Origin of the sequence: Streptosporangium sp. NPDC049248 (assembly GCF_040678965.1) — a bacterium.
Classification (GTDB): Bacteria; Actinomycetota; Actinomycetes; order Streptosporangiales; family Streptosporangiaceae; genus Streptosporangium; species Streptosporangium fukuiense.
Map to the genome: position 1 here is coordinate 60,844 of NZ_JBFAQY010000038.1, position 13,025 is coordinate 73,868.

Below are 13,025 nucleotides of genomic sequence, written 5' to 3' on the forward strand. Positions count from 1 at the left end.
ATCTTCGTACCGGTTCGGTGACAGCGCCTGTTTGGCCAGGTTGCGGGGCTTACGTTCCTGGGCCATGCCGTTCGAATTTCTCTCTGATGAGCAGATCGCCCGCTATGGCCGCTTCCCCGAGGAGCCCTCCACCGCAGAGCTGGAGCAGTTCTTCCGGCTGGATCGCAGTGCATGGGATGCGCTGGCGTCCAAACGGCGTCCGGCCATGAAGCTCGGCTGGGCCGTGCAGTGGGGCACGGTGCGCATGCTGGGGGTGTTCCTGACCGACGACCCTCTGGCCGTTCCGCCGGAGGCGGTGGCGTTCGTCGCCGAGCAGCTCGGCCTGGATCCGGCGCACTTGGCCGACTATGGGCACCGGCAGCAGACGGTGTACGAGCATGCCTGGGAGATCCGGGAGTTACTGGACTATCGCGACTTCGGCTCGTGCGAGAGCGAGGTGCGCCAGTACGTGGCGGCGCGGGTCTGGGCCTCGGCGGAGGGGTCTCGGGCGCTGTTCGACCGGGCCCGGGTGCACATGCTCAAGGAGCGCATTCTGCTTCCGGGCATGACCGTGCTGGTGCGGCTGGTGGGCGAGGTGCGGCGGGCGGAGAACGAGCGGCTGCACGCGCTGCTGTCAGGCCGGTTGCCGGCCGAGACACTCGCCGCGCTGGTGGGGCTGCTGGCGGTGCCGGACGGCCAGCGCCGCTCAGAGCTGGAGCGGTTGCGGACGGCACCGACCAAGGCCTCGGGCCGGGTGCTGGCCGCCTTCATCGTGGCCGAGGCGTGCAACGTCGGCCTGGTCCCGATCGAAAAGCCGAACGTGCCCGCCCTGACGCGGGCCCGGCTACAGCAGATCGACCAGGGCTACCTGCGCGCGGAGACGATCGCGGCGGCCAACGCCCGGTTGATCGGCGCCCAGGCCGGCATCGGCATCGTCCAGCATTGGGTCAGCGGGCACATCGCCTCGGCCGACGGGCTGCGCTTCGTGGTCCCGGTGGCCAGCCTGCACGCCGGGCACAACCCCGTCTGTTTCGGCCGGCAGCGCGGCGCGACCTGGCTGAACGTGGTCAATGACCAAGTGATGGGGATCGGTGGCCTGGTTGTGCCGGGCACCCTGCGCGACTCGCTGTTCATCCTGGACGCCATCCACAACCTCGACGGCGGCCCCCGCCCCGAGACGATCATCACCGACACCTCCAGCTACTCCGACCTGGTCTTCGGCCTGTTCGCGATCTGCGGCTACCAGTTCTCCCCGCGTATCGCCGACCTGGCCGACATGCGGCTGTGGCGGACCAACACCCGCGCCACGTATGGGCCGCTGGAACACATGTCTCGCCACGTCGTCCGCCTCGACCGGATCCGCGCCCACTGGGGCGACATGCTCCGCGTGGCCGGCTCGCTCACGATGGGCACCGTGCGCGCCTACGACCTGATCCGCATGCTGTCGGCCGACGGCCGCCCCACCGGCCTGGGAGAGGCGTTCGTGCACTACGGCCGCATCTTCAAGACCCTGCACCTGCTGCAGTTCCTGCACGATGAGGGCTACCGCAGGATGATCGGCGCGCAGTTGAACGTGCAGGAGGCCCGGCACCGGCTCGCCCGCAAGATCGCCTTCGGCAACCGCGGGCAGCTGCGCCAGCGCTACCGCGAGGGCTGGAAGACCGGCTTGGCAGCCTCGGTCTGGCGCTGAACGCGGTCATCTGGTGGAACAGCCTCTATCTGGATGCCTCCGTCCAGCAACTACGCGCCCAAGGCTTCCCGGTCACCGACGAGATGTGCGCCCGACTGTCGCCGATCCAGTACGAGCACATCAACTTCCTGGGCCGCTACGCCTTCACTCGCGCTGATGTCGGCTCCGGGTTGCGCCCCTTCCGCGACCTGCCTGTCGCCACCGGGTGAGCTCGCCGCGGCGCCGTCGGCGGCCGTCTGGCCGCTGATCCGGCGCAGCCACGGCGACCTCGAACGCGACCTCGCCACTCTGCGGCGCGGCGCCGGGGCCCGCGACATCGACGCCGCCGTCCAGCAGATGGAGCGGATCCACATGCTGGAACGGGCGGCCAGCGCCAGGGCGGCCAAGGAAGCCCGCGACCTGCCCACCGGGCGACCGCCTAAGATGACCGCCCAGCAGCGCGCGGCGGCCGCCGCGATGATCGCCTCTGGTATCAAAGCTGAGGACGTCGCTGCCGGGTACGGGGAAGCACAACGAGCCTCGCCTGTTCAGCCGGAATTTCATCCTGAGGATCGTTAATGGAGAAAGGTGCCTCCGACCTGCGGTGATCGGATTGCCTAGATCGCGAGATCGCAGAGAATGGATGCATCTCACAGGCGGTCACCTATGAAACAGACCCCCATCCGTCCCCGGACCGCGTGACTGAGCACGCGGTCCGGGACGTGGTTCATCGCGTCATGCGGAGGCCGCGTCGGAGTGGACTCCCTGGTCAAGCAGGGCGTTGATCATCTCCTGGAGTTGGTCGCGTCCGATGGTGCCGAGTGCGCCGGTCAGGGCCTGGGCGAGCTTGTCGAACGGGTCGTCCATCGGCAGCTCCTTCACCTTCTCGGCCAGTTCCTCCACGCTCCACAGCCCGTCTTTGTGGATGTGGCCGCCGAGGGACCAGCCATGATTGACCGTGACCGTTCCGCCCCGTACCGACAGCACCTGGCCGGTGAGCGGGCAGGCTGCGCCGGCCAGGTAGGCGGCAATAGGTGCGCAGGCGGCCGGGTGCAGTGGGTCGAACCGACCCGCCAGCGGTTCCTCGCTCATGCCTGGAACGGCGAGAGTGAGGCGGGTCCGGGCCATCGAGGGCGAGATGCAGTTGACCCGCACGCCGTACCGGCCGAGTTCGAGGGCGGCCACGGTGGTCAGCGCCGCGACCCCGGCGTTGCCTGCCGCATAAGAGACCTGCGCGGGCAACGGGTTGAGCAGCCCGGAGCCGGAGGAGGTGTTGACCACGGCGCGGTCGGCGTGGACCCCTGCCTGATACCGGTCGCGCCAGTGGCGGGCCGCCCAGTGCGTTACCGCGAAGGTGCCCTTCAGCTTGACGGCCACGACGTCGTCGAAGTCCTCCGCCGACAGGTCGGTCAGGCCCATGTTCCGTTCGATGGTCGCGTTGTTGACCACGACGTGCAGGTCGCCGAAGGACTCCAGAGCCGTCTCCACCATGCGGCGGGCGCCGTCCCAGTCGGTGACGCTGTCGGTGTTGGCCGCGGCCTGTCCGCCGCGGGCAGTGATCTCTTCGACGACCTTCGCGGCTACGCCGGCGTCGCCGCCCGTGCCGTCGATGGCGACGCCTGGGTCGTTGACAACGACCATGGCGCCTTCGGCGGCGAAGAACAGCGCCTCTTCCCGCCCGATGCCGCGCCCTGCTCCGGTGATGAGGACGACTCGTCCGTCCAGACTTCCCATGAATGATCTCCTTTCAATGACTGCAGTCTATGTAGTGATTCATAGTATGCATTAATTCAGAAGATGTAATAGACTGCCCTGTGTGGTGGAGAAGCACGGACTGCGAGAGCGCAAGAAGCAGCGCACCCGGCAGGCACTTATCGAGGCGGCGGTGCGCCTGTTCGAGGACAAGGGCTACGACCACGTGACGGTGGCCGAGATCGCCGACGCCGCGGAGGTGTCCCCCCGCACCTTCTTCCTCCACTTCCAGACCAGGGAGGATGTGCTTCTAGCCAATGCCGACGTGCGCGTCGATCTGGCGCTGCAGGCGATCGCCGAGCGCCGCGCCGGGGAACGGCTGTCCGAGGTGCTGGTGCGGGCGATGGATCAGATGATCGCCGATACCTGGGACAGCGACCTCCCCAGCGGGCTCGCGGCACTGCGGGCACGGCTGGCGGCCTCGGTGCCGGCGCTACAGGCCCGGCTGCTTCAGCGATACCTCACTGCGCAGGCCGAACTGGCCCAGGCTCTGCAGCGGGCATTCCCCGACAGACTTGACACGATCACCGCCTCCGCCTTGGTCGGCGCGATGGTGGGCGCGATCAGCGCATCCGCATTGACCGCGCTGCAGCGCGGCGACGGACCCAGCGAGGTACGGAACGCCATGCGGCAGGCCATGGCTTTGGTGGCGCAATCCGTCACCTGACCTCGTCCATCCGGCCATGTGCCGAAGCCGTAACTAGCTCGTGCGGGGGAGGCGATTCACCCTCACAGGTGATCAATCGTCCTCGAGGCCAGTAGAGGGTACAGGTATGGCGATCAAACTCTTGCATGCGGCCCCGGCCACCAGCGACACCGCACAACCTGCCCCACGCTGGGCGCTCCGTACCGCCTACGCGCTTCCCTGGCTGCTGCTCCCCACGTGCCTGTGGAGGTTGCCTTTCACTTCGACATGGGCCAGCTCAACGACGCGCCTGTGTCACCGTTGTGGATCAGCATCCCCTATGTCTTCGGGCTCAGCGTGCTCACCGAGTTGGCGGCGCTGCTCAGCATCAGTCTGGTGCGCGGCTGGGGCGAGGTGGTCCCGAGCTGGATCCCGGTCATCGGCGGCAGACGTGTGCCGCCCATGGCAGCGGTCGTCCCTGCCGTGGCCGGTGGGCTGCTCTTGACTGCGGTCTCGGTCTGGATGGTGCTCTCCTGGGTCGGCGTCTCCGACAGCATGGCGTACGAGAATGGCTGGTGGCAGGCGCTGGCGATGGTGTCCATCACCCCAACGGCGCTGTGGGGCCCGATATTGCTCGCCCTGGCCTACTCCTACCACCCGCGCCGCCGCCCCGCCCGCGGGTGAGAGGTCCTAACAGAATGATCTTTGTTGTGCTTTGATCTCTCGCTGTAGCCGAGAGAGGAGCACGGGTGGCCAAGCCGAAGCCGTGGGAGGTCAGTGACGAGCTGTGGGCGGTGATGAGCCGCTGTTGCCCCAGCGTCAGCGGCGTTTCCGCCATCCAGGGCGCAAGCGGTTGGATGACCGGCCCCTCTCTGCCAAACTAGACAGAGGCAACAAAAAGGTACATAACTCTGTATCGAAGGCGGGGAAGGAGACATCCCTTCGTGGGAGCACGACAACCAGACCCCGAGACCCCTGACCCGCAGGTACATGAGCGGGCCACAGCCCGCCGGTACTCCGCGGCGTACAAGGCTCGGATCCTGCAGGAGTACGAGCAGCTCGACAAAGCCGGCAAGGGCGCGCTACTGCGCCGAGAGGGCCTGTACTCCTCACTGATCTCCAGCTGGAAGACCGCCCGAGACCATGGGGCGACCCAGGCACTGGCCCGGCCGATCGGCCGTCCGAAGGCCGACCCGCGTGACAAGCAGATCGACACGCTGGAGGGCGAGGTCGAACGGCTACGCGCCGAACTCGACAAGACCCGCCAGGTGATCGAGGTGCAGGGAAAGCTCTTCGCGCTGCTGGATCAGCTCGCCACCGGCAGCGAGAACTCGACGGCTCGGGGCGAGCAGTGACCGAGATCATCCAGACCGCGCAGGCCGAGGCGATCGAGGCACTCACCCCGTTGCTCGGCCGCCGCAAAGCGTGCACGGCGGCCGGAGTGCCACAGGCCAACTGGTACCGAAACAACCGCCGCAGCCCGGCTCCGGCCCGTCCCACCACCCCGCGCAAGCCGCACCCGGCCGCGCTGTCGACCGCCGAGCGTGACCACGTCCGAGCCGTGCTCAACGAGCGCTTCGCGGATGCGGCCCCCGCCACGGCGTACTTCACGCTGCTGGACGAGGGCACCTACCTGGCCTCAGAGTCCACGATGTACCGGATCTTGCGCGCCCATGATGAGGTCGGCCGTGATCGGCGCCGTCAGGCCACCCACCCGCCCAAGACCATCCCCGAACTGTTCGCCGACGCCCCCAACCGCGTCTGGGCATGGGACATCACCAAGCTACGCGGCCCGGACAAGGGCGTCTGGTACCACCTCTATACGATCATCGACATCTACAGCCGCTGCGTGGTCGGCTGGATGGTCGCCTCCCGCGAGTCGGCCGCACTGGCCAAACGGCTGATCCGGCAGACCACGCTCAAGCAGAAGGTCAACCGCGACACCCTCACCCTGCATGCCGATCGCGGCAGTTCGATGAAGTCCAAGACCGTGGCCGAACTGCTCATCGACCTCGGCGTGGCCAAGTCCCACAGCCGCCCCAAGACATCGAACGACAACCCCCACATCGAGGCGAGCTTCAAAACCCTCAAATACTGCCCGGCCTTCCCCGGCCACTTCGGCTCGATCGAGGACGCCCGCGCCTTCTGCCAGACCTTCTACACCTGGTACAACCACGACCACTACCACTCCGGGATCGGCTACCACCACCCGGTCGATGTGCACTACGGCCGCGCCGCCGTCGTCCGTGACCGACGCGCCCGTGTCCTGGCCGCCGCCCACGCCACGCATCCCGAGCGGTTCGCATCCGGCGGCACCCCCACCCCGCCCGACCTGCCCGGACCGGCATGGATCAACAAGCCCAAGAACGACGACACGAACGAGCAGAAGGACACGCCAGAACAGCCGACACAGAATTAGCCCAGCTCAACTGCCTTGATCAAATTGACAGGTTTCGGCTGGCCTTGCAGGGCATCTTGTTCGTGCTGCATACCGGCATCGCTTGGGAGCACCTGCCGCAGGAGCTGGTGGGGATGCCGGCCTGGGCGCAGAAGTCCGCGACCTCGTCCTGGCACTCCTCCCAGGTCATCATCTGGGCGTGCAGGTTGGCGTAGGAGTCGGAGCCGGCCACGGCGATGTCGCCGCTGCGCAGCTCGGCGGCCAGGTAGGAGAACACGCAGACCTCCAGGTGCCGGCGGGCGAGCATCCCGGGCCGACGCTTGTCCCGCAGGGTTTTGCGCCACATGTCCGAGGCGAACGTCGTGATGTCGATGGACACCTCGGTCTTGTCCTTGCCGCGGCCCAGGACGACGGTCTCCTCGATCCAGTCCCCGCGGCGGGCGCGCACGGCGCGCACGAACTCCAGTGCGTCCAGCACCGAACGGTCCTCGCTGGTCGCCTCGAACGAGACGGAGTCGACAAGGGTGAACAGGGCCGCACGGTGGGACTTGTAGTACTGCTCCAGCAGCGGCAGGTAGTTGTTGCCGTGGTAGGCGGCCACCGCCTGGTGCGCGGCCGCCAGGTGCTCCAGGCCGCCGGCGGACTCCAGCGCCTTGAGCACCAGCCGACCGGTTCGTGCCGCGAGCTCGTCCGCGCCGCTGACGTTGGGCGACGCACCTTCCTCACCGAGGCCATCATCAACGACAGCCGACTTGTCATCCTCTGCGTCGTCGGCGACCTCCTCGCCGTCCTCGGCCCGTGCGTCTTCCGTATCGGGGTCGGCGGATTCTGGGTCCGGCTCCGGCGGCGGCCCGGTCGGGGCGGCCGCGTCTTTGGCGGCCGCAAGGACCTCGCCGAAGACCTCCAGCAGCCGCTCGGACTCGGCGCGGTGCTGCTCGCGCAGCTCCTCCAGCCGGTCCTTGCCCTTGCGATGGATGATCGCCAACCGCTTACAGAACATGTCGGTGACCTCGTCCCGCGCCGCCGCACGCAGCACGTGGATCAGGCTGGCCAGCAGGGTCAGGCGCTTGGCCTCGCCGATCCTGACGAAGTCCTCGACCGTAGTGGTCCTGGCCTCCCCGGCGAAATGCCCGACCTTCCCCGGCGGGATCCCGTCCAGCCACCTCTCGGTGGGGCCGAAGGAGTCCAGCCACTGCGTGTGCTCCAGGCGCTGCTTGAACTTCGTCAGGCTCGCCGCCTTCGGCGGATCCTTCAGCTTGTCGAAGCCGCTGCGCCTGGTCGCCGGATCCACCATCATCAAAGCGTGCAGTCCCGAACGCCGGGCCGGATCGATCCGGCCCGCCGCGGCGTCGAAGAAGCCCCGGTTGACCCGGGCCCGGATGGTCTTCGTCGACAGGTCCAGCGTGGTGTAGCCGGGAAGCTCACAGCCCTTCTTCACCAACACGTCCAACGCCACGTTGATCAGGTCAGCCGGGTTGTCCTTAGTCTGGGCGGCCTGCTCGATCGCCTCCTCGGCGATGCCCCGCGCCTGTGCGGAGTTGTCTTCACCCCCAGCCGCTTGCGAACCAGATCGCGCTGACGCTTCGCCGTGCGCACGGCATCCACTTCGGCAGCGACGCTGGCCGGGAGGTTCAGCGCGTCGCGGACGTGTTCGACAACGGCGTCCGGCACGTCCTCCAGCTTTGGGAAGTAGCCCAGGCGTCGGTAGCTCTTGAGCCACATCATCAGGGCCAGCAGATGCGCGTCGGTCGAGGACTTGTCCCGCGCCCACTCGATCTCGTCGTCCGACGGGGTGAACGCGTCGGCCAGATCACGCGACGCCATCCGCTTGAACGTCGGGTAGGCGGTGCGATCGATCGACGTCACACGCACCTCGAAGATACGACCGACAGGACCCCGGGCATCATAGCCATGGCCGCTATTCGCTCGCTCAGCGCCTCCACCACGGGGATACTGCATGTCGATGATCGAATATGACAGTCCGGCCTCGTTTCGCGGTCAGCTCCAACGGGGACGCGGTGCCGCAGTGCATCGCACGTCGACCGCTCCCGGCGCCGTCGACGCGGTGTATGAGTGCGTGATTACGGACACGCGCTGGGACCGACAAGTTGATCAACGCGACAGCTACCTCGCCGGTCTCATCGCTCGGCTCGACCTGCCACTGGCACCGATCCAACAGCACCTGCTCACGTACGACGGCGAGGACGCCGAACCGGTTGAGCTTGCCTTGCAGGTCCTTGCCCTGCTTCCGATGGTCGGTCGACTCGACGCGGCGGCCGTGCTGCGCGGGTACGCGATCGACGGGCCGCATTGGTCCACGGCACTGGAGGCGATCGGCGACAGCGGGGCGATGAAGCTTCCCGCCATCTGGGACGGGCTCGCTGACGACATCATCGCCAACCGCGACGATGCCCAGCTTGCACAGGCGATCTGGTGCGACACGGAGCCGTGGACGACGTTCGCGCAGTCCCGGCCACGGGTCCGGCGAATCATCGACGAGCTCAAGGCCTCCCGTTCACCCGGACCGGCCAGGCGCGACACACGACCCGAAATCGTCGCCATCGACAACGAAGACCTGATCGGGCTTGTCGCTGCCGGCGGCTCCGAGCGGCGGCGGGCGCTGGAGGAACTGGGTAGGCGCGGCGATCGCATCGTCTTCGACTTCGCCGAAGACCCCGGCCTACGCAACGCGGCCGGGTGGCTGCCGGGTATCCCACAGGCGCTCCACCACCTTGGGCCAGACGCGCTGCCACGCGCCCGCACGTGGATCGGCAGCGGCGACGACACACTCGTCGCGTTCGGGGAGCGTGTCTTGGCAGAGGTCGGTGACCGGGGCGATGCGCCGGTGTTGCTGGCCGCGTTGCACCGCACAGTCGTCGCTGGGGAATGGTGCGCTGCCGAGGTTCCAGCACGAGGCCTGGGCCGGTTGGGGATCCATGAAGCCGCGAGCGAGCTCATGGCCGCGTGGGAAGGCACGGTTCATTCACTTGCCCGGGAAGCGTTCCTGGACGGGCTTCGGGGATGTACGCCGCATGAAGCCGAAGCCGTCATGGTCGAGGGACTTGACGATTGCGAGCCAACGGTTCAGCAGCGCGCGTGTGAGGCAGCGCCAGATACGGCCGCAGTCCGCTTGCGTCTGCGGGAGTTGACTGCCGATCCCCTGACACCTGAGGTTCATGAGGCCGCGAACACGAAACTGCAGGTCCTGGCCATCAGTCCCTGAGCTTCTCACCCGCGCAGCATTACCTGACCAGAAACCGGCGTCGACCTGCGGGGAAGCACTACCAAGATCGGGTCATGGCCCCTTTCTCACGTATTCAGTTCCCAGCCCTAGGCAGGAGGTCGAGGGTATCGGTGAGGGCGGCGCGGCCCCTGCGCAGGGCAGCGGCCGGGGCGGCCCCTGCCGGTCCCTGCCAGCGGAGATAGACCATGGTGGAGCCGTGGCGCACGGCCACGGCGATGTGCGCCACGGAGTCGTGACGGGCAGGACGGCGCTGCGAGCCAGGGCGCCGCACGGCGAAAGCCTCGATCTCTCCTGTCCAAGAACCCCTGGTGAAGGGCTCGAGGCGGCGGTCGATGCTGTAGGACAGCGCGTCGTCGGAGTCGCAGGGCTTCACCCCCTTGCCAGTCGAGACGCCCCAACGGGCCCGGAGGATCGGCCGGATGCGTGCCTGTTCGGCGCTCTGCTCGTCGGCCAGGAACAGCACGTCCTCACGGATGGAGACCTCGCCGATCAGACGGCGCGTGATGGCCGGAGCACCGCCGTGCACGTTCTCGTCGAAACCCGACGGGCAGACCAGATCATGCAAGAGACCAACAGGGTCGGGCCACGGCCTCATGTCCTTGCCGTAGACGGACGGCGGAGGCAGGGCCGCGGCCATCATGGTCGAGGTGGCCCGCGAGGTGACGCCGGCCGGGGCGGGCGCGGAGGGGGCGCCGCCCACGGCGGCCAGCACGGACGCCGCCGCCTCGGTGCCCTGGAGCAGCGGGCTCTGGCCCGGCCTGCCGCCTGCCTCGAACGCCCAGGCCCACGACACCTCGGCCAGCAGCGCGCCGCGTGCGGCCACGATCGTCACCCTGGCGCCCGAGTCGCCGTACTCCGTCCAGCTCTCCGTGGTGACCAGGACCCGCACCCCGTGCCACCCCCAGCGATCGAAATCGGCCACGTCACTGATCGCATCGCCCTCCCGAGGGCGGCGGCCACACTCCTCGGCGCCGCGCCGGGTCGCCGCGACCAAGCGGCTCGCCTGATCGGGTGAAGTGATCCAGAACCGTACCTCCAGCGGATCGGCCACCTCCGGAGCGTGCAGCTCGCCGGTGTAGGCGGGCACGCCCTCAGGCGGCAGCCGCGCCTCGATGCCCTGCTTCTGCTCCGGCCAGCACCAGTGCAGGAGGGGCGTGTCCAGGCTCATCGCGAAGGGGGCGAAGGTGAGGTCCGGCAAGAAGCTCTCGAAGACCTCGTCGTCCAGACGGTCCCGCAGTCGCTCGGCGATCTCCTCGGCCGAGGCCGCCGCGTCCGCGGGCATCGGCAGCGCGGGCATCTTCAACTGGTCGAAGCCCCCCAGGGTGAACAACAAAGTGGCGGCCGCAGCCGCGATGCGCAGCCCAGGACGCCTGGAAAGATCCACAACGGACATGATGCCGTACACCCGGCCAAGTTCACCGGAAAGCGATCAAGGAGCTCTTTCCAACCTGGCCCGCTCCTCCCGAACGTGTCCCCGGCCGCCAAGTAGCGGCACGGCTCTGTTTTCGGAAGTGCCGAGCTGGGCTTTCACCCTTGCGTTATGTGTGTTCTCCGAAGCAGTGGTCATTTCCGCTTGGGGTCGCTTCCGAGAAAACGATCTTCTTAGAAGCCCGATGACCCGCGCACATAGACCTACTTTGGGGCTGGGGCCGTGTTCGGGAGAAGCACGCCATCTACGGTCGCAACCCCGACGGGCGATCGTCACGGCCTCGCCACGATCCCTCGAAGTCGGGGACATGGCCGGGGTCCGCGAGTCAGGGGCGGGGCCATGCGAGAGGTGACCTTGCCGGGTGGTCCTTTGGGCGGGGCGACGGTACCCGGGCCGATGGTGCTGGCGGACGAGGCGTTGGAGACCGGGGCGTTGGAGACCGGGGCGTACATGGTCGTCCCCGGTGAGGAGCGTCGGGCGGTGTAGGAGCCGCTCCAGGACGCCGATCCCTGGATCTGGCACTACCGCGGAATGCTGTCGCTCTGACGTTGCTGGGTTGGGCGGCCCCGGTGAGCGGGACCGAGCGCGCGTGGCGGCGGCGGCCGGGACCGGCCTCCAGGCCGGTCCCGGCCGCGCGGCGGGCCGCGCGGCCGTGGGGCCGCCCCTTGGCCCCTATGGGGGTCCCCGTAGTAATCGCGGAAAATACAACGGATATGGGTCTGCCTGCGTAGATAGAGCTTGACCCGCCATCCACATGATCATGTTGCCAAGGAGTCTCCGCAGATCAGCGGCGACATCGTTGGATTCACAGCAATTACTACCGGAACCCCTTGTAGATGGTGGCGTCAGGTTGGGTGAGTTAACGGTGGCCGAGGCCGCTCGCCCCCCATTGGTCGTGATGGATGGCGGCGGCCAGCGGGCGCCGTCGCCGCCATCCGTGCCGTTCCAGATCAGGGGCCTCTTCGAGGTGGGTGACGGGACCGAGACACAGCCACGCGACCGGACGGATCTGAACGGGGATACCGAGCAGGTCCCGCACAAAAGGCTCACGGTAGAACGACACCCAGCCGATGCCGAGCCGTTCGGCGGTCGCGGCCAGCCACAGGTTCTGGATGGCCAGGCACACCGAGTACAGGCCGGCGTCGGCGATGGCGTGGCGGCCGAGCACCGCGGGACCGCCCCTGTCCTGGTCATAGGTGACCACGACGGACAGCGTCGACTCGCGCACCCCGTCGATCTTGATCTGGGCGAACCGCCGGGCGGCCTCGTCATCGAGGGTGGCGGCGAAGGTCGCCCGCTCGTGCTGGACGTGGTCGTGGAAGGCGCTGCGGATCTCGGCGTCGCGCACCACGACGAAGTCCCACGGCTGGGACAGCCCGACGCTGGGGGCGGCGTGAGCCGCCGACAGCACGCGGTGCAGCACCTCGTCCGGCACGGGTCCGCCGGTGAACTGGCCTCGCACGTCGCGGCGGCGGTGAATGACATCGTAAAGCTGGCTGTTCATGGGCAGGCTCCCGCTGCGTCGTGCCCCTGGCGGGGCGATGGGCGCGAGGCCGGTCTTCGGACTCCCGGATCAACGCCTGACCGCCCGCCTTCCCAGCCCTTACGAGCCAGTGGCTGTGCTTCGCACGTGGACGGCGGCTTCCCGGTCACCGCGGCGGGCCCGTGCCGGAATCACACCGGCTTCCCGATTCTCCTCGCGACCGCAAGGCACCTCGCAACAGTTCGCCGAGAGTACGATAGTTGATCACCTCACCGCTTGCGATTGTGGCCGGGCCGGGCCGGGTCCTTGACCCCTATAAGAACAATTCGGCAACTCGCTCCAAGAGATCGTTGTCCTGTCTCGCTTGATGGTTGACACTCTGGCCTCGCTTGATGCTTGACACCTTGATCGTCGTCTGTGCCTGCTCGTGGCGTTGTCTGCGCTTC

General features: G+C 67.9%; 11 protein-coding genes, 1 pseudogene and 1 riboswitch. Of the genes and pseudogenes, 7 read left to right on the plus strand and 5 right to left on the minus strand.

All coding sequences use genetic code 11. From position 1 onward, the window contains the following. Window positions 1–64: 64 nt before the first annotated feature. Window positions 65–1,878: pseudogene (locus AB0K21_RS40595) on the plus strand (Tn3 family transposase). Beyond that, window positions 1,826–2,227 (plus strand): hypothetical protein, encoded by a 402-nt coding sequence (locus AB0K21_RS40600; RefSeq protein ID WP_343971127.1) that lies wholly within the window; start codon window positions 1,826–1,828, stop codon window positions 2,225–2,227. The pseudogene AB0K21_RS40595 and the gene AB0K21_RS40600 overlap by 53 nt, the downstream one beginning before the upstream one ends. 156 nt (window positions 2,228–2,383) lie before the next feature. Here the strand turns inward: AB0K21_RS40600 and AB0K21_RS40605 are convergent, their stop codons facing one another. After that, window positions 2,384–3,382 (minus strand): SDR family NAD(P)-dependent oxidoreductase, encoded by a 999-nt coding sequence (locus AB0K21_RS40605; protein WP_343971124.1) that lies wholly within the window; start codon window positions 3,380–3,382, stop codon window positions 2,384–2,386. An 82-nt stretch (window positions 3,383–3,464) separates the two neighbouring features. On the opposite strand from AB0K21_RS40605, the gene AB0K21_RS40610 reads away from it, so the two are divergent. The 3 genes from AB0K21_RS40610 (at window position 3,465) to AB0K21_RS40620 (ending at window position 6,444) form a co-directional block, all read left to right on the plus strand. Next, complete coding sequence (locus AB0K21_RS40610; protein ID WP_343971121.1) at window positions 3,465–4,067, plus strand: helix-turn-helix domain-containing protein; 603 nt, start codon at window positions 3,465–3,467, stop codon at window positions 4,065–4,067. Window positions 4,068–4,283: 216 nt separating this feature from the next. Further along, window positions 4,284–4,709 (plus strand): hypothetical protein, encoded by a 426-nt coding sequence (locus AB0K21_RS40615; protein ID WP_364157836.1) that lies wholly within the window; start codon window positions 4,284–4,286, stop codon window positions 4,707–4,709. 260 nt (window positions 4,710–4,969) lie between these two features. Next, a protein-coding gene (locus AB0K21_RS40620; protein ID WP_364157839.1) for an IS3 family transposase occupies window positions 4,970–6,444 on the plus strand; the annotation gives its coding sequence in 2 pieces (ribosomal slippage) (window positions 4,970–5,309 and window positions 5,309–6,444; 1,476 coding nt in all). A gap of 19 nt (window positions 6,445–6,463) precedes the next feature. Here AB0K21_RS40620 and AB0K21_RS40625 read toward each other — a convergent pair. After that, complete coding sequence (locus AB0K21_RS40625) at window positions 6,464–7,873, minus strand: hypothetical protein (protein WP_364157842.1); 1,410 nt, start codon at window positions 7,871–7,873, stop codon at window positions 6,464–6,466. Window positions 7,874–7,884: 11 nt separating this feature from the next. Further along, a complete protein-coding gene (locus tag AB0K21_RS40630) occupies window positions 7,885–8,289 on the minus strand; it encodes a DUF4158 domain-containing protein (protein WP_343971115.1) in 405 nt (134 codons plus the stop codon). Window positions 8,290–8,380: 91 nt separating this feature from the next. On the opposite strand from AB0K21_RS40630, the gene AB0K21_RS40635 reads away from it, so the two are divergent. After that, window positions 8,381–9,646, plus strand: a complete 1,266-nt coding sequence (locus AB0K21_RS40635; RefSeq protein WP_343971112.1) for a hypothetical protein — start codon at window positions 8,381–8,383, stop codon at window positions 9,644–9,646. 94 nt (window positions 9,647–9,740) lie between these two features. On the opposite strand, the gene AB0K21_RS40640 is transcribed toward AB0K21_RS40635, so the two are convergent. Beyond that, entirely contained in the window at window positions 9,741–11,051 is a 1,311-nt protein-coding gene (locus tag AB0K21_RS40640) for a hypothetical protein (protein ID WP_343971109.1), read from the minus strand. A gap of 384 nt (window positions 11,052–11,435) precedes the next feature. On the opposite strand from AB0K21_RS40640, the gene AB0K21_RS40645 reads away from it, so the two are divergent. After that, window positions 11,436–11,582, plus strand: coding sequence for a hypothetical protein (locus tag AB0K21_RS40645; protein WP_343971106.1), 147 nt, complete (start codon window positions 11,436–11,438; stop codon window positions 11,580–11,582). A gap of 373 nt (window positions 11,583–11,955) precedes the next feature. On the opposite strand, the gene bluB is transcribed toward AB0K21_RS40645, so the two are convergent. After that, window positions 11,956–12,600 carry a 5,6-dimethylbenzimidazole synthase gene (bluB, locus tag AB0K21_RS40650; protein ID WP_364157848.1) on the minus strand — a complete coding sequence of 215 codons (645 nt, stop codon included), beginning with the start codon at window positions 12,598–12,600 and terminating at the stop codon, window positions 11,956–11,958. 29 nt (window positions 12,601–12,629) lie between these two features. Beyond that, window positions 12,630–12,829, minus strand: a riboswitch (cobalamin riboswitch). Window positions 12,830–13,025: the final 196 nt, after the last annotated feature.